This window comes from Staphylococcus xylosus, from assembly GCF_002732165.1.
Classification (GTDB): Bacteria; Bacillota; Bacilli; order Staphylococcales; family Staphylococcaceae; genus Staphylococcus; species Staphylococcus xylosus.
Window position 1 is genome coordinate 186,492 of sequence record NZ_MRZO01000001.1, and the last position, 20,580, is coordinate 207,071.

Consider the following 20,580-nt stretch of genomic DNA (forward strand, 5'->3'; position numbering starts at 1 on the left):
TTGTGTAATATAATTAACAAGTGAATTTATAAGAAAAGAGGGTCGATAATGAAAATTAATCCTAACGAAATAGAATTATTAATTAGCGCAGTGAAACCAGAACAATACCCAGAAACTGGACTAAGTGAAGTTGGCTTAAGTGGCAGATCTAATGTGGGAAAATCAACATTTATAAACAGTATGATTGGCAGAAAAAATATGGCGCGTACATCGCAACAACCTGGTAAAACGCAAACGCTGAATTTTTATAATATAGATAACCAACTCGTATTTGTAGACGTGCCAGGTTATGGTTACGCAAAAGTAAGTAAAAAGCAACGTGAAGCTTTTGGAAAAATGATAGAAAAATATATCTCACAAAGAGAAGAATTAAAATTAGTAATACAACTTATAGACTTAAGACATAATCCGACTGAAGACGATATTTTAATGTATAACTATTTAAAATATTATGAAATTCCAACTTTTGTAGTAGCTACAAAAGAAGATAAGATTGCTAAAGGTAAAGTACAAAAACATTTAGCTAATGTACAGCAGAAATTAGAAATGGAACCTGAAGATGAAATTATAAGCTACTCTTCAGTGAAAAATAATAATCAGCAACAGATTTGGAATATTATTGCCAAATATCTTTAGTAACAATTAAAAACGGTTATAAAACTATTAAGGTATAGTTTTATTTAAGTTTAATTATGACAACAATATGAATGTAAATTATAATTCTTCTAATTTACTGGTGCAAGTTACTTAACTCAAACTATAATTGTGTTATAATTTACTTATTGTAATATGTATGGAGGGCGTTATAAATGCATTTAATTGCGGTTAGCATAAATCATCGCACAGCAGATGTAGCACTTAGAGAAAAAGTTGCTTTTAAAGATGATGCCATACGTTCAGCCAATGTTGGTTTATATGAAACGAAGTCTATATTAGAAAACGTAATATTATCAACTTGTAATCGTACAGAAGTATATGCTGTAACAGATCAAATTCATACGGGTCGCTATTATATTCAAAGATTTTTAGCGAGATCATTTGGTTTTGATGTTGAAGAAATTAAAGAAATGACTGAAGTAAAAGTGGGGGACGATGCAGTAAAACACTTATTGCAAGTTACTTCAGGATTAGATTCTGTAGTTCTAGGAGAAACACAAATTCTTGGACAAATAAGAAATGCATTTTTCATTGCTCAAGAAGAGGACACAACAGGTACAATCTTTAATCATTTGTTTAAACAAGCAATTACTTTTGCGAAGAAAGCGCATAATGAAACAGATATTGCTGATAACGCGGTAAGCGTTTCATATGCTGCAGTTGAACTAAGCAAAAAAGTGTTTGGCAAAATTAATAACAAGCAAGCTTTGATTATTGGTGCAGGAGATATGAGTGAGTTATCACTCCTTAATTTAATCGGTTCAGGTGTCACGGATATTACGATTGTAAATAGAACATTGAGCAAAGCTCAAAATCTAGCAATGAAACATAACGTAAAATTTGAAGCAATGACATCTTTACCACAACTTTTAGCAAACGTGGATATAGTAATCAGTTCAACAAGTTCTGATGAATATATTGTAACGAATAAAATGTTGCAATCATATGCGTCTGAACGTAAAAATGATTCTTTAGTATTAATCGATATCGCTGTTCCTAGAGATATTGAACCTACAATCGATGCGATAGAAGATGTGTTTAATTATGATGTAGATGACTTAAAAGGATTGGTAGATGCCAATTTGAGAGAACGTCAAAATGCAGCTGATCAAATTATGCAAAGTATTCCAAATGAAATTGCAGCACATAATGAGTGGGTGAACATGCTAGGTGTTGTACCAGTTATTCGCGCATTGAGAGAAAAAGCAATGAATATTCAAGAAGATACTATGGATAGTTTAGATCGCAAATTACCTGGCTTATCAGAAAGAGAACGAAAAATAATCTCAAAACACACGAAAAGTATTATCAATCAAATGTTGAAAGATCCTATAAAACAAGCTAAAGAATTAAGTAGTGATAAGAAAAGTACCGAAAAATTAGAGCTATTTCAAAACATTTTTGATATTGAGGCTGAAAATGCATATGAACCTAAAAGGGAATCTACTAATAAGGTGGCAAACAGCCAAATATTGAGTTTTGAATAAGCATATTCAAATGGTGATGATATGCAAGAAATTATGTTCATAAGGTTAAATGAACTTATACTATTATTTTATTTTTTTAGTATCGCTTGTTATTTTTTCGATTTTATCAAAAAGTTTTACAAAGTAAGAAGAATTGGATTTGTTACATTAGGGATTGTTTGGGTGTTGCAAACAATCTCTTTATCATTTTATATCAATGTTACAAAACAAGTACCTTTGGGTAATATTTTTGATGTGTTTTTCGCATTAGCATGGTTGATTATTTCTATTTCTATTGTGATTAGTGTTATTAAGCAAATAGATTTTTCAATTTTTTTATTCAACTTAATTGGATTTGTCTTTATTGCGATGAGTACTTTTCAACCAATGCATTACCATGGTACAGGTGAAAAATTAAACCTAATTAACGAATTGCTTATTGTACATGTTACATTTGCAATTATTAGTTACGCACTATTTGCCTTTGCCTTTGTAAATAGTATTTTATACTTAATTCAGTATAAAAATTTAAAACAAAAGCGATTCGATCAAAAATATTTTAGAATAGCAAGCGTTGCCACGCTTGAACAAATAGTATTTTATAGTAGTTTAATTGGGTTTTTATTTATCATTTTAAGTATTATTTTAGGTGCTCAGTGGGGATTCAATGCTTTAGGATTGAATATTTTGATTGATCCTAAAGTAGTTATGTCTATAGTTATCACTTTGCTATATGGCATTTATATCATTTTTAGAGTGAAGCATACATTAACTAAACATAAATTAATTTATTTTAATATCATCTTATTTTGTTTAAGTATGATAAATTTATTTTTTGCTTCACATGTTTCTGATTTTCATCAATGGACAGGGATATAATTATAAAAATTAAATGATAAATAATTGTATTTTAGGAGGTTGCGCATGATGCGTAAGTTAGTCGTTGGTTCAAGAAGAAGTAAATTAGCTTTGACACAAAGCCAACAGTTTATAGACAAATTAAAAGCAATAGAGCCTGATTTAGATATTGAGATTAAAGAAATAGTAACAAAAGGCGACCGAATAATAGACAAACAATTATCAAAAGTTGGTGGCAAAGGACTGTTTGTTAAAGAAATACAAAATGAATTGTTCGACCATTCAATAGATATGGCGATCCATTCTTTAAAAGACGTACCAAGTGTTATACCCGAAGGTTTGACCCTAGGGTGTATACCAGACCGTGAAAATCCATATGACGCCTATATAGCTAAAAATCACGTTAAATTGGATGAACTTCCAGATAATAGTATTATAGGTACTAGTTCATTACGCCGAGGTGCACAAATTCTGGCAAAATACCCAAACCTACAAATTAAATGGATTCGAGGCAACATTGATACGCGATTAAGTAAATTGGAAACTGAAGATTATGATGCTATTATTCTCGCTGCTGCTGGTCTCAAACGTATGGGATGGTCTGATGATATCGTCACGACTTATTTAGATAAAGAAACCTTAATCCCTGCAATTGGACAAGGTGCCTTAGGTATTGAATGTCGTTCAGATGACAAAGAGTTGCTAGATTTGTTGAGCAAAGTCCATAACAGTGACGTTGCTTCGTGTGTGACTGCTGAAAGAACATTTTTAACGCGTATGAACGGTAGTTGCCAAGTGCCTATCGGTGGCTATGCAACTAAAGAGAGTGATGGTACAATTGAGTTTACCGGATTAATTATGTCACCTGATGGCAGAGAACGTTATGAACACACAGAGCGTGGTACAAACCCAGTTGAACTCGGTGAAAAAGTTACTGAAGTATTAAATGAGCAAGGCGCTTACGAAATAATTAAAGCACTAAACGAAGAACAATAATCCTTCGAGGTGAAAATAATGAGACCAGTTATAGTTATGACGCAAACCAGTGAATTTAAAAGAAATGATGCTTGTATCTTACACAGACCATTTATACGTGTAGAGCCATTATCATTCGATTTAAATTTATTGAATGTGAACTATGACTGGCTTATTTTTTCGTCCAAAAATGCGGTGAAATTTTTTCAACCATATCTAAAACATGTTAATGTAGATAAAATAGCAGTTATTGGTGAGAAAACTGCAAACTATTGTAAATCATTGGGATTAAAGGTATCTTTTTGCCCAAAAGACTACTCTCAAGAGGGGTTTCTTGAAGCGTTTTATGCTGAAGAAGGTAGTAAAATATTGTTGCCTTCAAGTGAGGCGGCAAGACCTTTGCTGCAAGATGAACTGTATAATCAAAATTATATAGTTCAGAAAATTGACTTGTATAAACCAGTTCCACATACTGATAATATCAGTGATGTTAAAAAGATGATTAATAATGGTGAAATAGATGCTGTAGCTTTTGCAAGCTCATCAGCTGTACGTTATTATTTTAATCATAAAATGACAGTAAACTTTGATCATTATTTTGTGATTGGTCTACAAACATTGGAAACATTACATCAATATCATGCTAAAGGTATGGTATCAGAAACTCAAACACTGGAATCATTAGTAAGCAAAATAATAGAAAGTTGGGAAACAAATGCAATTTGATAGACACAGAAGATTACGTAGTAGTAAATCAATGAGAAGTATGGTTCGTGAAACGCATATAAGAAAAGAAGATTTAATTTATCCTATTTTTGTTGTTGAGCGTGATAACGTTAAAGAAGAAATCAAATCTATGCCAGGCATATATCAAATAAGTTTAAATATGCTTGGAGAAGAAATTAAAGAAGCTTATGATTTAGGTATCAGAGGTATTATGTTTTTCGGTGTACCAAATGAAAAAGATGCTGTAGGTACTGGTGCTTATGACCATAACGGTATAATACAAGAAGCCACTAGAAAAGCAAAATCAATGTACAATGATTTATTGATTGTGGCAGATACATGTCTATGCGAGTATACAGACCATGGACACTGTGGTGTCATCAATGAAAAAACAAAAGATGTAGACAATGATAAATCATTACCATTACTTGTGAAAACAGCGATCTCTCAAGTTGAAGCAGGAGCTGATATCATTGCCCCAAGTAATATGATGGATGGCTTTGTAGCAGAGATTCGTGAAGGCTTAGATGAAGCGGGTTATCATAACGTGCCAATTATGAGTTATGGCATTAAATATTCATCAAGTTTCTTCGGGCCATTCCGTGATGCTGCTGAATCTGCACCACAATTTGGCGATCGCAAAACATATCAAATGGATCCAGCAAATCGTAGAGAGGCATTAAGAGAATTGGATAGCGATTTAAATGAAGGTGCAGATATGATGATAGTTAAACCTGCGTTAAGCTTTTTAGATATTATTAGAGACGTTAGAAATACAACAAATGTACCTGTCGTTGCATACAATGTAAGTGGTGAATATAGCATGACCAAAGCTGCTGCAATTAATGGATGGATAGACGAAAAAGCAGTAGTCATGGAACAAATGATTTCTATGAAGCGTGCAGGTGCAGATTTGATAATTACTTATTTCTCAAAAGACATTTGTCGTTATTTAGATGAAGAACAATAGGAGGATGGATACAATGCGTTATACTAATTCTGAAAAAGCAATGGAAGAAGCTGAACATTTAATGCCTGGTGGCGTAAATAGTCCAGTTAGAGCTTTTAAATCTGTAGATACACCGGCAATTTTTATGGATCATGGTGAAGGTTCGAGAATATATGATATTGACGGCAATGCTTACATTGATTATGTACTTAGTTGGGGGCCGTTAATTTTAGGTCATAAAAACAAGCAAGTTATTGATAAAATTCATGAAGCAGTAGATAAAGGTACAAGTTTTGGCGCATCTACAACACAGGAAAACAAATTAGCGCAACTTGTCATAGATCGTGTGCCATCAATAGAAAAAGTGCGAATGGTATCATCTGGAACAGAAGCGACATTAGATACTTTGCGTTTAGCACGTGGTTATACTGGAAAAAATAAAATCATTAAATTTATTGGGTGTTACCATGGTCATAGTGATTCTTTACTAATTAAAGCTGGTTCAGGCGTTGCGACGTTAGGTTTACCCGATTCTCCAGGCGTTCCTGAAGGTATCGCCAAAAATACAATTACAGTACCTTATAATGATTTAGAGGCAATTAAAGTTGCATTTGAAGAATTTGGAGACGACATTGCTGGTGTTATTGTAGAACCTGTTGCAGGTAATATGGGTGTCGTTCCACCAATTGAAGGCTTTTTACAAGGTTTAAGAGATATTACGACTGAATATGGATCGTTATTAATTTTTGATGAAGTTATGACTGGCTTTAGAGTAGGTTATAATTGTGCGCAAGGGTATTTTAATGTGACACCAGACTTAACTTGTTTAGGTAAAGTAATCGGTGGCGGCTTACCAGTAGGTGCTTTTGGTGGTAAGAAAGAAATCATGGATCATATTGCCCCAGCAGGTGACATCTATCAAGCTGGTACTTTATCAGGTAATCCACTAGCTATGACTAGCGGTTATGAAACATTGGTACAACTTAAACCAGAAACATATGATTATTTTAATAAATTAGGTGACCAATTAGAAGCAGGATTAAAAGCAGTGTTTGCAAAACATAATGTGCCAATCACTGTAAATCGAGCGGGTTCTATGATAGGATATTTCTTGAATGAAGGGCCTGTTACAAATTTTGAAGAAGCAAACAATAGTGATTTAGAAATGTTTAGCCAAATGTATAGTGAAATGGCAAATGAGGGAGTATTTTTACCACCATCACAGTTTGAAGGTACATTTCTTTCAACAGCACACACCGAAGAAGATATTAAACAAACTATAGAAGCGTTCGATACTGCTCTAAGTCGAATTGTATAAAGCTTAAATTATGCCCGAACAACCAATGTGTTGATCGGGTTTAAATATGGATAGCTCAGTTAAGTATGACGATAACTATGAAAGTTGTGAGAACATGAGTAAGCAATTAAGAAATAATATCATCGTTTTATTGCTAGCTATTTTGTTAAGTCTAATATTAAATGCAGCAAATGTACTGTTACCGTTTATGTTTGGACCTATAATTGCCAGTGTTATTTGTGTTAGATGTTTTCACATGGAAGTTGAATGGCCGTTTTGGCTAAGCCAAATTGGATTGGTTTTATTAGGTGTCCAAATAGGATCAACTTTTACTGAAAACGTAATATTTGATATCAAAGATGATTGGCTAACTATTGTATTAATCACTGTTATGCTATTAGGTCTTGCATTAGTCATAGCCTTTTTCTTTAAAAAGATAGCTAACGTAAATACTGAAACTGCAATATTAAGTGTGATACCAGGCGCATTAAGTCAAATGCTTATAATGGCAGAGGAAAATAAGAAAGCGAATATTATGGTCGTCAGTTTAACACAAACATCAAGAATTATATTTGTTGTTATTCTTGTACCTTTTATTTCGTATTTCTTCCAAGACAGTGGCAGGAATCGTTCGGAAGAGGACAGTGTAGTTAACACACTAACCGAAGCATTAACTATTCCAAATATACTTTTATTAGTACTTGCAATATTTTTAGTATATGTCATTATGGGAAAAATTCACTTTCCGACTAGACAATTACTTGCACCGATATTAGTACTTATATGTTGGAATTTATTAACCGGTGTTACATTCACTTTAGATAATTATATTATTGCGGCAGCACAAGTGATTTATATGATACGTATAGGTATACAAATTGCTAAATTATTAGACCAAATGAAAGGTAGAATTGCTTTAGCAATCGCATTTCAAAATGTACTATTAATATTATTGGCTTTTGTAATGGTATTATTTATTGCAATGGTTTCTGACCATTCTGTTAATGAATTGTTTTTAGGCGCAGCACCAGGTGGCATGAGCCAAATAGTATTAGTTGCAATTGAAACCGGTGCAGATGTAGCATTGATTTCAAGTTATCACATCTTTAGAATCTTCTTTATACTATTTTTAATTGCTCCATTACTAAGTTATTTCCTTAAATATAGGCTAGCAAAAGATTCTATTAATAAGAAATCTTAAAAATTATGATGAATATAATAAAACCTCAACAAGCATATAATGTTTGCTGAGGTTTTATCTATAAATGATAAGGATAGAACTTATTTTCAATTATATAACTATTATATTGATATATCTTAATGCGTAAGGTGAAATATTAAAAATTTCACAAATTGGTTAGGCAAAACCTTTTCCGTTATATACTTTAGGATTATTCGGACAACTTTGAAGATGTGCATTGTAAAGACCTGCAGCTTCTAAAAAAGAAAAGACAGTAACAGGGCCTAAAAATTTAAAACCATATTTTTTAAGTTGCTTTGAAAGTTTTGTGGCACGTTCATCTACTGTAATGCGATCACTTGATGTAACATAAGCACAATCAATTGGCTTATAATCTACGAAGGACCATAAAAAGTCGCTAAAGCTTCCGTAATCTTTTTCTATATCGAAATAACCTTGTGCTTGGCTAATGATTGCTTCTATCTTTTTGCGATTATGTACGATATTGGGAAAAGTCATTAAACGATCAATATCTTCAGTTGTCATTTTTGAAATTTTAGTTGGGTCAAAGTTATAAAAAGCTTGTTCGTAAGATTCTTTTTTCTTTAAAATTGTTAACCATGAAAGACCGGCATGTTGTGATTCAAGTGCAATTAATTTAAATAATTTTAAGCTATCATAAATAGGTTGTCCCCATTCCTCATCGTGATAGTGGAGGTATAGTGGGTCTTTTGTTCCAAATGCGCATTCATTCATAAATTTCACTCCAGTCCATTGACTTATTTTAACATCCATTATACTATAATTAAGTAACAGAATATTGTCTACTGGGAAGAGTAAATAAGCTGAAATTTATAAGAGAGTACATGGTTGGTGTAAATGTACAATTTAACTTATTGAAGGTAGCCCACATTGAACTTTAGCTGAAATATAATGCTCATAAATGATTGTAGTATAGGCTAAAGCGTGTTTGAGCGTTAATCAGATAATTAAGTGCTTGAAATTATATTTATAATTTCTTGAATTTAGGTGGTACCACGGAATATCCGTCCTATATTGATAGGGCGGGTATTTTTATTTTTAAGGAGGATTTTAACGAATGGAAATGAAACCAAAATATAATCCGAACGAAGTCGAGTCCGGACGTTATGACCAATGGGTTAACAACGGTTATTTTAAAGCGACAGAAGATAGTTCAAAAGAGACATATACAATTGTAATTCCACCACCAAACGTAACTGGCAAATTACATTTAGGGCATGCGTGGGATACGACTTTACAAGATATATTGACACGAATGAAACGCATGCAAGGTTACGACACTCTATATTTACCAGGCATGGATCATGCTGGCATTGCTACGCAAGCAAAAGTAGAAGCAAAGTTAAATGAGCAAGGTTTATCAAGACATGATTTAGGTCGAGAAAAATTCCTTGAACAAGCTTGGGATTGGAAAGAAGAATATGCAACTTTTATCAGAGAACAATGGGCAAAACTTGGTCTAGGTTTAGATTACAGTAGAGAGCGTTTCACGTTAGATGAAGGTTTAAGTAAAGCCGTGAAGAAAGTATTCGTTGATATGTATAACAAAGGTTTGATATATCGCGGTGAATACATTATAAATTGGGATCCAATCGCACGTACTGCTTTGTCTGACATTGAAGTAATACATGAAGATGTTGAAGGTAAGTTTTACCATTTTAAGTATCCATATGCAGATGGTAATGGATTTATTGAAATTGCTACAACACGTCCTGAAACAATGCTAGGTGATACTGCGATTGTCGTAAACCCTAATGATGAGCGTTATAAAGATGTCATAGGTAAGAAAGTGATTTTACCTATCATTGGTAGAGAACTACCTGTATTAGCAGATGAATATGTTGATATTGAATTTGGTAGTGGTGCAATGAAAGTAACACCTGCACATGACCCTAATGACTTTGAAATAGGAAATCGCCATGATTTAGAACGTATTATCGTAATGGATGAATCAGGCAAAATGAATGATAAAGCTGGTAAGTATCAAGGTATGGATCGATTCGATTGTCGCGAACAATTAGTCAAAGATTTAGAGGCTGAAGACCTTGTTATTAAAATTGAGGCGCATGAACATTCAGTAGGACATTCAGAACGTTCTGGTGCAGTTGTAGAGCCATACTTATCAACACAATGGTTTGTTAAAATGAAACCTCTTGCTGAACAAGCACTAGATAATCAAAAAACAGACGATAGAATTGATTTTGTTCCTGCACGTTTTGAAAAAACTTTTAATCGCTGGATGGAAGAAATTAGAGATTGGACGATATCACGTCAACTTTGGTGGGGCCATCAAATTCCAGCTTGGTACCATAAAGAAACAGGTGAAATTTACGTAGGTGAATCAGCACCTGAAGATATTGAAAATTGGACTCAAGATGAAGATGTATTAGATACTTGGTTCTCAAGTGCGTTATGGCCATTTTCAACATTAGGCTGGCCAGATGTTGAAGAAGAAGACTTCCAACGTTACTTCCCAACTAATGCATTAGTAACTGGATATGACATTATATTCTTCTGGGTCGCAAGAATGATATTCCAAGGTTTAGAATTTACTGGAAAACGTCCTTTTAATGATGTATTATTACATGGATTAGTCCGTGCAGAAGACGGTAGAAAGATGAGTAAATCACTTGGCAATGGTGTAGATCCTATGGATGTCATTGAGGAGTATGGTGCAGATAGCTTAAGATATTTCCTTGCTACTGGTTCATCGCCTGGTCATGACTTACGTTATTCTACTGAAAAAGTTGAATCTGTATGGAATTTCATTAATAAAATATGGAATGCTGCGAGATTTAGTATAATGAATATTGGTGAAGACTTTAAAGTAGAAAATGTAGATTTGTCAGGTAATCTTTCTCTTGCAGATAAGTGGATTTTAACTCGATTAAATGAAACCATTGCAAATGTTACTGATTTAAGTGATAAATATGAATTTGGTGAGGTTGGTCGTACCCTTTATAACTTTATTTGGGATGAATTCTGTGATTGGTATATCGAGATGAGTAAGATACCTATGAATGGTGAAGATGAAGCACAAAAACAAGTTACACGTTCAGTACTTACGTATGTTCTTGATAATACAATGAGAATGTTACATCCATTTATGCCATTTGTTACAGAACAAATTTGGCAAAGCCTACCTCATGAAGGTGAAACAATTGTAAATGCATCTTGGCCAAAAGTGAACGACGCGCTCACATTTGATGACAGTAAAGAAACGATGCAACAACTTGTTGAAATTATTAAATCAGTAAGACAATCACGTCTTGAAGTAGATACACCACTTTCAAAAGCAATACCAATCTTTATTAAAGCGAAAGATGACAATATCAAAGAGACATTGTTAAATAACTCAAATTATATTGATAGATTCTGTCATCCGAGTGAATTGACAATTGATACAGATATTAATATTCCTGAGAAAGCCATGACCTCTGTTACGACTGCTGGTGAAGTTGTGTTACCATTGGAAGGTCTAATAGATATGGATAAGGAAATTGAGCGTTTAGAAAATGAACTCTTGAAATGGGAAAAAGAGCTTGATCGCGTGAATAAGAAATTAGCAAATGAAAACTTCGTCAATAAAGCACCTGAAAAAGTTATTAATGAAGAACGTGAGAAAAAACAAACGTATCAAGAAAAATATGATGGTGTGAAATTACGAATTAATCAATTAAAAGCATAGGAGTCCTTAAGATGAATTACCTAGATAGCTTATATTGGATACATGAACGAACTAAATTTGGTATTAAACCAGGCGTCAAACGTATGGAGTGGATGTTAGATAGACTAAATAATCCTCAATTTAATATAAATGGTATTCATGTCGGTGGCACAAATGGTAAAGGATCCACGGTGTCATATCTAAGGTCAGCACTTGTTGATAATGGGTATGATGTGGGAACTTTTACATCGCCATTTATTGAGACATTTAACGAACGTATTAGTTTGAATGGTGTGCCAATAAGTGATGATGATATTGTTAAATTAGTTCAAAAAGTTAAACCAGTAAGCGAAGCCTTAGAAGTAGAAACTGACCTTGGAACTGCAACCGAATTTGAGATTATTACAACGATGATGTTTTTATATTTTGGTGAAATCCACCCAGTTGACTTTGTAATTGTTGAAGCGGGATTAGGGATTAAAAATGATTCAACTAATGTTTTTAAACCAATCTTATCTATATTGACAAGTATAGGTTTAGATCATACTGATATATTGGGTGACACGTATGTAGATATTGCAAAAGACAAAGGTGCGATTGTAAAACCAAACACGCCTATCATTTATGCTGTGAAAAATGAAGAAGCACTTAAAGTTATTCGTGATTATGTTGAACAACAAAATGCTGAAGGTATTGAGTTGGATAGAGACATTAGTGTTATCTCCGAAGAAGAAGAATTCACTTATCGTTATAAAGATTATGAACTTGAGACGCTTTTGTTAAATATGTTAGGTGAACATCAAAAAGAAAATGCCGCGTTAGCAATTACCGCACTCATTGAATTGAATGAGTCAGATATCGTTGATTTAGACTTCAATAAAATGATTGATGGTATTGAAGCGGTCAGTTGGACAGGTCGAATAGAACAAGTGAAAGAACGCCCTTTAATGATTGTCGATGGCGCGCATAATGTTGAAAGCGTAGAAGCACTCATAAGTACGATGAAAAATTATTACCACACTGAAAGTATTGATATTTTATTTTCAGCAATCAAAGGTAAACCTTTAAATGCTATGGTGGATCAACTTAAAACGATTGCTTCTACGTTCTATATAACAGATTTTGATTTTCCGAAAGCTTTAACAAAAGAAGCAATTTTTGATGAAGTTCGATTTGAGCAAAAAGAACTCGTCGATGATTATGTGAAGTTTATCGAATCATATGAAGGTGATGGTTTAATCATTACAGGAAGCTTGTACTTTATAAGTGAAGTAAAAGCTAAAGTTGATTTTAGCTAAATGTATATTTAATAAATAAGCGAATGGTTCGACAGTTTATTGGACCATTCGCTTATTTTTGTTTTAAATAAAAGAAAAGTGGTATCTAGATATAGTTTTAAAAATTTAAATTTGTCAATTTTTGGGCGAGTCAATTTTGATTAAACTAGGTGGCAAGCATTTCCTATTTTATTTTGTAATTATATGATAATATTTAAAAAAGGGGAGGTATTAGATAAAAATGACTGAAAAGAAATTCCCAAAAGATGCAATGCGTGTTTTAAAAGAAACAAGTCGTACTTTTTATATTCCGATAACTTTTTTAGAAAAAGAATTAAAACATACGGTAGCATCTGCTTATTTAGTATTAAGAGCTATTGATGAAATTGAAGATCATGAAGAATTGGATAACGATTTAAAACATTCAATATTGATGCAAGTGAGTGAATTATTTAAAGCGCCGTTTGATGAAGTGAAATACATGCAAATTCTTGAACCAGTAAAGGATAAAATGCCTGAAGTCACTTTAAGATTGGGTGAGTGGATTGAAGCTTGTCCTAATAAGACAGTATCAATTGTATTAGATTCTTCTAGTGAAATGGCATTTGGTATGGCAAAATGGGCAAAGGCGAACTGGGAGATACATACCAAGGATGATTTAGATGATTATACATATTACGTAGCGGGACTTGTCGGTGTTATGCTCTCGCAACTATGGGACTTATGTGCAAATGTTAAAACAGATAGAGAATTGGCAATTGGATACGGACGAGGCTTACAAGCTGTAAATATTCTTAGAAATGAACAAGAAGATTTGACAGAACGTGGTGTGAGTTTTGTGCCTGATGATTGGACGCGTGATGATTTGTTTAAATACGCTGAAGATAATCTAGCTAAAGCAGATGCATATATGAAAGATATTAATAAAAAAACTATTTTGCTATTTTGTCGTTTACCATTAGCACTTGCTCATAAATCACTTAAAGCAATGAAAAATGGTAGAGAGAAGATATCTAGAAAAGAAGTTGAAGAAACTGTCGATGAAATTCAAAAAGATTAGTTACTAAAATCCTTTTGGAACGCTTCATTTTTTATTAATGTTATAAAATTAAATGCTATAAGTAACTTTATGAACGACAACCAGCTCATTATATTGTTGAGCTGGTTTTTTATTCGAAGATGTAATTCGTAAACGAAATAATGTATGATAACGATGCTTAATCAAAAATGTGAATACAAAATTTGGTTTGTTGGTTGAGTATCGCTAAAATTATTTTATTAGTGATATTTTTCTTATTGGTATTATGAATTGATGCTACAATACTTATTAGGAGGTGAAGTGTTGCTAACACTGCTCTTAATTTGTCCTATATTATTTAGTTTTTTATATCAACTTTGTTTTATAGAAAACATGAAATTAAGTTATCTCACAATCCGTTCAAGATGTGATTATTGTCGCAAAAATATAACTATATTAGAAACAATACCGATTTTAAGCTTTGTTTTTTTAAGAGGTATTTCAAGGTGCTGTAATCGCAGAATTAGTGTTTTTCACCTACTTGGGGAGTTACTTTCTTTGATTCCTATATTTTACATATTTTATTCACCGCATAAACTAATGATTGATAATGCTACTTTAATATTAATTTATTTATTTCTTCTCACCTTTGCTATATTCGATATTAAGACGTACACAGTCCCTTTACATGTGATAGTCGTTTTTGCTATCTGCATCTGTTTTATTACTTCAATTCATATTATGTCATTTCTCTTCGTAACAAGCTTGCTTCATGTATTTTATCTACTTTTTCATAATGCCATTGGCTATGGAGATATAATTATCTTTTCTTTACTAGCTTTAGCTTTACCGTCTTCAGGATTTTTAATCACACTTTTATTTACATTTCTCTGTGGTGGTGTTTTTGCCTTGATTGTTTTACTCGTCTCCCGTAATGAAAGGGCAAGACTCCCGCTTATTCCTTTTATTTATATCGCATTTAATATAATGCTATTAACATTTCAAAATTAAACTTTGGAGGTTTTTAATTATGAAAATAAAAGAACTCGCCAATAATCAGAAACCTAGAGAAAGGTTGATAAATAATGGTTCTGCACATTTATCTGATGTTGAATTATTAGCCATTTTAATTAATACAGGTAGGAAAGGATTTTCAAGTTTAGATATAGCTAATGAATTATTGAAGTCAGTAGAAAGTTTAAAACAGTTAAAGGCATTATCCATCAATGATTTAAATAAAGTAAAGGGGATTGGCTTGTATAAAGCTTTGATTCTAAAAGCTGCGTTTGAACTTGGAGAGCGTATGCATTCCGGTAGTTTAGAGGAAAAAATACAAATTACTAGTCCTCAAGATGTTGCTAATTTTATGATGGGGAAAATGGAACATTTAACTCAGGAAAAGTTTATTGTGTTATTTCTTAATTCTAAAAATGTGATTATTAAGCAGAAAACAATATTTATCGGAACATTGAATTCATCAGTTATTCACCCTAGAGAAATTTTTAGTGAAGCTATAAAGTGTGCAAGCAATGCAATTGTAGTCCTACACAATCATCCATCGGGTGATACTACTCCATCTAAAGAAGATATTAGGGCAACTAATAGATTAAGGGAGTGTGGAGAAATACTTGGAATAGACTTACTAGATCATATTATTATTGGAGATCATACTTATATGAGTATGGTAGAGGACGGCTATTTTCATTAAACATGATATACGAAGTTGCTTACATAATCACATAGAACGATTATCACATTATTAGTTTTTTATTGTATGCTTTAGAATTAATTTTGGCTTTCTGTACTCACTTAGTTACGGTATAATCAAGTTGATGTTTAAGGAGGCGTTATTAAGTGGGAACGATATTATTGATTGGTTTATTACTGCCTGTAGTTTATTTAATGCAATTAGTTAAAAATAAAAAACCTATTAATTTTAAAAGTACTAAAAAAACAGTGGTCATTTCTATTGTAGGGGTCTTATTAACTACTATGCTATTCTTTATTTTTAGCACAAATCACACATCTTTTTGGCTATACTTAATTGGAGCATTGATTATCGCAGTTATATGGGCACTATTGTTGTGTGCTTGTTATTATTTTTATCAAGTGCTATCAAACAATGTTAAAAAATAACTATAATGTTTGTGAAACGTTAGTTTTTATATTAAGGTTAGAAAATATCTTTGATTAAGAAATAATTTTTACATTGCAATTTCCATAGATGTAACTATAGTTGAATGTTAAAAAAAGACGGAGCAAGGAATCAAAATCGATCCCTTGCTCCGTCTGAACAATCAAACTATAATATTACAAGTATATTTAAGTGATATTATAGTCTGCTACTGGAATGATCTATATATGATAACATGCATAGATTGTGTCATTTATATAAAATTAAAGTGATTATTAAAGTTTTCCATTATCCAAAGAATACCTTGATAACCTAGATATATACATAAAACGATAATTCCAACGTATATTAAAAATCTTAAAATTGATAAACCTACTCTAAATAATAATATAACTAAGAGGGCAAGTAGGATTATAGATATAATACTCATATTATATTTCACACTCCCTTTGTACATAATTGTACTATGAAAAAAGCATGTATGCATCAGTCTATCGTTAACTTTTGCATACTACTACAGACTGATGATATTTAAAGTAATTGATTTTATAATATAGGGTGAAATTATAGGAGGGTGGTTCATGCGGTTTATATTTAGCATTATTAAAAACTTTATAGCTATTATAGCAATTATAGTCATTGTATTCTTCGCGTTGAAATATGCGCCTTTTTTAAAAGACCAACAATGGAACCCTGTACATAATAATGAGCCACCTACTGGCAACATGAGAACAGAAGGTAACTTAACTGGTGGTCAACGTTATTCTGTAGAAGACAATGATATTTTGAAAAATGTCCCTCGCAGTCAGGCTAAAAATGTATTTGATTGGATAGATAAGAAAGAATTTATGTCTGTATCGGGCATTGGTAGAATGGGTTACAGTGATAAATACCTAGCAGGTCAACGTGGTGATGAATTTATAATATATAAATTTGGCTCAGACTCCATTCGTGTATATAAAACTGAAATAGAAATGAAACAAGACCTTGATCAACTTGGGGAGCATATAGAACTACTGCCACCATCTAATTACGAGTAAGTGGTTTGAATTCTCAGCAAAAATGCGTTAGCCTTATATAAGTAAAAACGTAAAGGTTGGTGTCTAATTATGAGTGAACAGTCTAAAGATAATAAAAAAGTAGATGAACAAGCAAAAGCACAAAATCTATTCGCACGTTGGCGTAAAGAGGAAACTTTATATAAAGAAGACGAAAAAGAAGCTGAAAAAGAAGCTGAAAAATCTGCTAAGACTGAAAAAAGCGATGTAGAAGAAAAATAATTATATTTTTTGTTGATATTGATAAAAGATAAATTATTTATAAGACATGGATTTATTTGAATCGAAACTGTGACTTCCATATTAGTTACTGTTGTAAATATTCTACCGAAAGCTGAGACATGATGCCATGTGTCAGCTTTTTTATTTGTACATAGAGCGAGCGTTAATAGATAAAAAGTTAATGGTAAATAAACGTAATCTCATTCTAAGTCTAATCAATGAGATTATAAAAGTTAGCAAAGACAAAAATCACCGTTGAGCTGGTGCAATAGCCTTATTTCAGTAATTCTCTCTTTTATATTCAAAACATTTTTAACTTATATACATAATTTTAAATTTAAAAAATTGGAAAATTCAAGATTTTAATACACTATTTACTTTGAAAGTTGTTATAATACAAATTAACACTATATTTTATATTTTAAAGTAGAACCGCAACAACAATTGTTCTTCCGTTCAGTATATGGAATGAAGCGGCTAGAATTTAATTTGCGAATAATAAGGTTACTACTTTATTTAGATCTACGAGTAATATAAAATGATATAAAGTAGTAAAATAGTCGGGTAATAGAGGTGTTTAGGTTGTCAAAGTTTTTTAAAAACAACAAGTTGATTGTTATCTTATGTGCAATCATTGTATTTATTGCCTTAATTGGTGTATCTTTACGTTCGCAATCACAATCACCAGTAGAACAATACGTAGGAGATTCAGTTGCATTCGGTCAAAAAGCGGTTAGTTATCCCGTTCATTTCGTAACAGGTTCAATCAATACCCTTTTTGCAAAAGATAGTTCAAAAGAGCAACAAAGCAAGGTTAAACAATTAGAAGCTGAAAATGAAAGACTGAAATCTGAAAACAAAAAGTATAAAAAAGAATTGGATATAGAGGATATATCTAAATTCGAACCAATTTCTAGTACGGTATTATCTAGAAATCCAGATCAATGGATGAATACACTAGTCATTAACCAAGGTGCTAAAGACGGTATAAAAAATAATATGGCCGTGATGACATCAGAAGGTTTGGTAGGTCGAATATCTAAAGTAAATCAATTTTCATCACAAGTAGATTTGATTTCAACAAATACACGTGCTAATCGTTTATCAGTTAATATCCAACATGATGGTAAAAATGTTTTTGGGTTAATCGATCATTATGACTCTAAAAATGAAGAATTGATTATTACTGATATTAATAACAAAGATAGTGTGAAAAAAGGAGATAAGGTTGTTACAAGTGGTTTAGCTGATCAATTACCAAGTAGTATATACATAGGTGAAGTTTCAAAAGTAGAAAATGATGAATATGGCTTATCAAAAGAAGTAAGATTAAAAACAGCTGCTAATTTATCAGATTTAAATCATGTATATGTAGCTAAAAGAGACCCTAAGACAATACCAGATAGTGAAAGTGGTGAAAATTAATGCGTGCGTTATACTACTTTCTTATTGGTATTGTATTATTTTATATTGATACGGCAATTGGGTTAATTATCCCAATGCAAATTGGCACGAAGGACATAATTTTTGTGCCACACTTGACTCTAATGTATTTACTGATAATATGTGTCCACAGAAGTTTTGGTGTAGCTATTATTTTATCTACGGTGTTAGGCCTAATTACTGACCTGTATTTTGGTAGTTTTTATGGTTTGTACCTATTTGGTTATATACTATTCGTAGTAATACAAGACTTTTTCTTTAAAACATTCTATAGAGACTATACAATGTTATTCTTTATAGTTTTATTAAGTACAATTTTCATAGAAATTTATGTAGCTATAATTTATAGTATATTAGGATTGATAGCATTTGATTTATTTGATTTTGTGTTATATAGATTAATACCTACGTTGGTGCTTAATTTTATATTACTCATTATTTTCTATCCAATTATCACTAAATTCTTTAGAAAAGTACAATTGAAGATTGACAGTAAGAAACCCTAATGCTAAAATGCAGTAGTTGAGTAGTTTTTAGCTACATACAACCGCTCGGATTTAGGTTAAAGAACATGTATGTCACCTAAATTTGGCGTGACTTAAATTATAGGAGGTGCAAAGTATGTTTGCTATTATTGAAACAGGTGGAAAACAAGTTAAAGTAGAAGAAGGACAAGAAATCTTTGTTGAGAAATTAGATGTTAACGAAGGTGACTCTTTCACATTTGACAAAGTATTATTCGTAGGTGGAGATGCAGTTAAAGTTGGTGCGCCAACTGTTGAAGGTGCTTCAGTTACTGCTACTGTTAAGAAACAAGGTCGCGGTAAGAAGATCACTGTATTCACATATAAACGTCGTAAAGACTCAAAACGTAAAAAAGGTCATCGTCAACCATACACTAAATTAACAATTGACAAAATCAACGCATAATTATGATTACTGTTGATGTTACTTTGAACGATGTCGGTCAAATCACTGATGTTATCATGGATGGCCATGCAGAACATGGCGAGTATGGACATGATATAGTTTGTGCAGGTGCATCCGCAGTGCTTTTCGGAAGTGTTAATGCTATAATGGGATTAACAAATGAGAAGCCCGATATCGATTACAATGATGACGGTGGACATTTTCATATTAGAAGTGTTGATACTTCTAATGAACAAGCGCAATTAATTCTTCAGGCAATGTTAGTTTCATTGCAAACAATTGAAGAAGAATATAAAGAAAATATCAGATTAAACTATAAGTGAGGTGCAATCATAATGTTAAAATTAAATTTACAGTTCTTCTCATCTAAAAAAGGACTTGGTTCTACAAAAAACGGACGTGACTCAGTTTCTAAACGTTTAGGAGCTAAACGTGCTGATGGTCAACACGTTACAGGTGGTTCAATCTTATTCCGCCAACGTGGTACTAAAATTTATCCTGGTGAAAATGTAGGTCGTGGTGGCGACGATACATTATTCGCTAAAATCGACGGCGTGGTTAAATTTGAACGCAAAGGTCGCGACAAAAAACAAGTTTCTGTTTACGCAGCAGCTGAGTAATTTGTCATCGTTAACACCAGAAGTGATCACTTCTGGTGTTTATTTTTTGTCTTTATTTTCT

23 protein-coding genes and 2 other annotated features are annotated in these 20,580 nt (G+C 32.3%); of the genes, 21 read left to right on the forward strand and 2 right to left on the reverse strand.

All coding sequences use genetic code 11. The features are described 5' to 3' along the window. The first annotated feature begins 48 nt into the window (after positions 1–48). From yihA to BTM19_RS00970, 8 genes are all read left to right on the forward strand, one after another. Positions 49–636, forward strand: coding sequence for a ribosome biogenesis GTP-binding protein YihA/YsxC (gene yihA / locus BTM19_RS00935; protein WP_029377090.1), 588 nt, complete (start codon positions 49–51; stop codon positions 634–636). A gap of 173 nt (positions 637–809) precedes the next feature. Further along, positions 810–2,144: a glutamyl-tRNA reductase gene (gene hemA, locus BTM19_RS00940; protein WP_029377091.1), complete on the forward strand. Its 1,335-nt coding sequence runs from the start codon at positions 810–812 to the stop codon at positions 2,142–2,144. 21 nt (positions 2,145–2,165) lie between these two features. After that, positions 2,166–3,002: a cytochrome C assembly family protein gene (locus BTM19_RS00945; protein WP_029377092.1), complete on the forward strand. Its 837-nt coding sequence runs from the start codon at positions 2,166–2,168 to the stop codon at positions 3,000–3,002. Between the two features lie 48 nt (positions 3,003–3,050). Further along, on the forward strand, positions 3,051–3,977 hold the full coding sequence (hemC, locus tag BTM19_RS00950; protein WP_029377093.1) for a hydroxymethylbilane synthase: 927 nt from the start codon (positions 3,051–3,053) through the stop codon (positions 3,975–3,977). Between the two features lie 18 nt (positions 3,978–3,995). Continuing rightward, the gene (locus BTM19_RS00955) at positions 3,996–4,682 is read left to right on the forward strand and encodes a uroporphyrinogen-III synthase (RefSeq protein WP_029377094.1); all 687 of its coding nucleotides are present in this window, start codon (positions 3,996–3,998) and stop codon (positions 4,680–4,682) included. Next, positions 4,672–5,652 carry a porphobilinogen synthase gene (hemB, locus tag BTM19_RS00960; protein WP_029377095.1) on the forward strand — a complete coding sequence of 327 codons (981 nt, stop codon included), beginning with the start codon at positions 4,672–4,674 and terminating at the stop codon, positions 5,650–5,652. Before BTM19_RS00955 ends, hemB begins: the two co-directional genes overlap by 11 nt. A gap of 13 nt (positions 5,653–5,665) precedes the next feature. Beyond that, on the forward strand, positions 5,666–6,949 hold the full coding sequence (gene hemL, locus BTM19_RS00965; protein ID WP_058625552.1) for a glutamate-1-semialdehyde 2,1-aminomutase: 1,284 nt from the start codon (positions 5,666–5,668) through the stop codon (positions 6,947–6,949). Between the two features lie 94 nt (positions 6,950–7,043). Further along, on the forward strand, positions 7,044–8,129 hold the full coding sequence (locus tag BTM19_RS00970; RefSeq protein ID WP_029377097.1) for an AbrB family transcriptional regulator: 1,086 nt from the start codon (positions 7,044–7,046) through the stop codon (positions 8,127–8,129). Positions 8,130–8,285: 156 nt separating this feature from the next. On the opposite strand, the gene BTM19_RS00975 is transcribed toward BTM19_RS00970, so the two are convergent. Beyond that, entirely contained in the window at positions 8,286–8,864 is a 579-nt protein-coding gene (locus BTM19_RS00975) for a DNA-3-methyladenine glycosylase I (protein ID WP_029377098.1), read from the reverse strand. A 58-nt stretch (positions 8,865–8,922) separates the two neighbouring features. After that, positions 8,923–9,165, forward strand: a binding site (T-box leader). 42 nt (positions 9,166–9,207) lie between these two features. Here BTM19_RS00975 and BTM19_RS00980 point away from each other — a divergent pair. The 6 genes from BTM19_RS00980 to BTM19_RS01005 all read left to right on the forward strand — a co-directional run bounded on the left by BTM19_RS00980 (position 9,208) and on the right by BTM19_RS01005 (position 16,248). Then, positions 9,208–11,838 (forward strand): valine--tRNA ligase, encoded by a 2,631-nt coding sequence (locus BTM19_RS00980; RefSeq protein ID WP_029377099.1) that lies wholly within the window; start codon positions 9,208–9,210, stop codon positions 11,836–11,838. A gap of 11 nt (positions 11,839–11,849) precedes the next feature. Continuing rightward, positions 11,850–13,115, forward strand: a complete 1,266-nt coding sequence (locus BTM19_RS00985; RefSeq protein ID WP_029377100.1) for a bifunctional folylpolyglutamate synthase/dihydrofolate synthase — start codon at positions 11,850–11,852, stop codon at positions 13,113–13,115. 220 nt (positions 13,116–13,335) lie between these two features. Beyond that, complete coding sequence (locus tag BTM19_RS00990) at positions 13,336–14,154, forward strand: squalene/phytoene synthase family protein (protein ID WP_029377101.1); 819 nt, start codon at positions 13,336–13,338, stop codon at positions 14,152–14,154. A gap of 252 nt (positions 14,155–14,406) precedes the next feature. Then, positions 14,407–15,123 (forward strand): prepilin peptidase, encoded by a 717-nt coding sequence (locus tag BTM19_RS00995; protein WP_080661251.1) that lies wholly within the window; start codon positions 14,407–14,409, stop codon positions 15,121–15,123. Positions 15,124–15,142: 19 nt separating this feature from the next. Continuing rightward, positions 15,143–15,820 carry a RadC family protein gene (gene radC, locus BTM19_RS01000; RefSeq protein WP_038678693.1) on the forward strand — a complete coding sequence of 226 codons (678 nt, stop codon included), beginning with the start codon at positions 15,143–15,145 and terminating at the stop codon, positions 15,818–15,820. A 146-nt stretch (positions 15,821–15,966) separates the two neighbouring features. Continuing rightward, entirely contained in the window at positions 15,967–16,248 is a 282-nt protein-coding gene (locus BTM19_RS01005; RefSeq protein WP_029377103.1) for a hypothetical protein, read from the forward strand. A gap of 251 nt (positions 16,249–16,499) precedes the next feature. Here the strand turns inward: BTM19_RS01005 and BTM19_RS01010 are convergent, their stop codons facing one another. Further along, positions 16,500–16,676 carry a hypothetical protein gene (locus tag BTM19_RS01010; RefSeq protein WP_099265706.1) on the reverse strand — a complete coding sequence of 59 codons (177 nt, stop codon included), beginning with the start codon at positions 16,674–16,676 and terminating at the stop codon, positions 16,500–16,502. Positions 16,677–16,827: 151 nt separating this feature from the next. On the opposite strand from BTM19_RS01010, the gene BTM19_RS01015 reads away from it, so the two are divergent. The 7 genes from BTM19_RS01015 to rpmA all read left to right on the forward strand — a co-directional run bounded on the left by BTM19_RS01015 (position 16,828) and on the right by rpmA (position 20,519). After that, positions 16,828–17,286 carry a DUF4930 family protein gene (locus BTM19_RS01015; RefSeq protein ID WP_029377104.1) on the forward strand — a complete coding sequence of 153 codons (459 nt, stop codon included), beginning with the start codon at positions 16,828–16,830 and terminating at the stop codon, positions 17,284–17,286. A 69-nt stretch (positions 17,287–17,355) separates the two neighbouring features. After that, positions 17,356–17,526: a hypothetical protein gene (locus tag BTM19_RS13015; protein WP_172606469.1), complete on the forward strand. Its 171-nt coding sequence runs from the start codon at positions 17,356–17,358 to the stop codon at positions 17,524–17,526. Positions 17,527–18,108: 582 nt separating this feature from the next. Beyond that, positions 18,109–18,951 carry a rod shape-determining protein MreC gene (gene mreC / locus BTM19_RS01020; RefSeq protein WP_029377105.1) on the forward strand — a complete coding sequence of 281 codons (843 nt, stop codon included), beginning with the start codon at positions 18,109–18,111 and terminating at the stop codon, positions 18,949–18,951. Further along, positions 18,951–19,475 (forward strand): rod shape-determining protein MreD, encoded by a 525-nt coding sequence (gene mreD / locus BTM19_RS01025; protein ID WP_029377106.1) that lies wholly within the window; start codon positions 18,951–18,953, stop codon positions 19,473–19,475. The genes mreC and mreD overlap by 1 nt, the downstream gene beginning before the upstream one ends. A 29-nt stretch (positions 19,476–19,504) precedes the next feature. Then, positions 19,505–19,578: a sequence feature (ribosomal protein L21 leader region), on the forward strand. 12 nt (positions 19,579–19,590) lie between these two features. Continuing rightward, a complete protein-coding gene (gene rplU, locus BTM19_RS01030) occupies positions 19,591–19,899 on the forward strand; it encodes a 50S ribosomal protein L21 (RefSeq protein ID WP_017724677.1) in 309 nt (102 codons plus the stop codon). Between the two features lie 2 nt (positions 19,900–19,901). After that, positions 19,902–20,222 (forward strand): ribosomal-processing cysteine protease Prp, encoded by a 321-nt coding sequence (locus BTM19_RS01035; protein ID WP_026113597.1) that lies wholly within the window; start codon positions 19,902–19,904, stop codon positions 20,220–20,222. A 12-nt stretch (positions 20,223–20,234) separates the two neighbouring features. Further along, a complete protein-coding gene (gene rpmA, locus BTM19_RS01040) occupies positions 20,235–20,519 on the forward strand; it encodes a 50S ribosomal protein L27 (protein ID WP_017724675.1) in 285 nt (94 codons plus the stop codon). Positions 20,520–20,580: the final 61 nt, after the last annotated feature.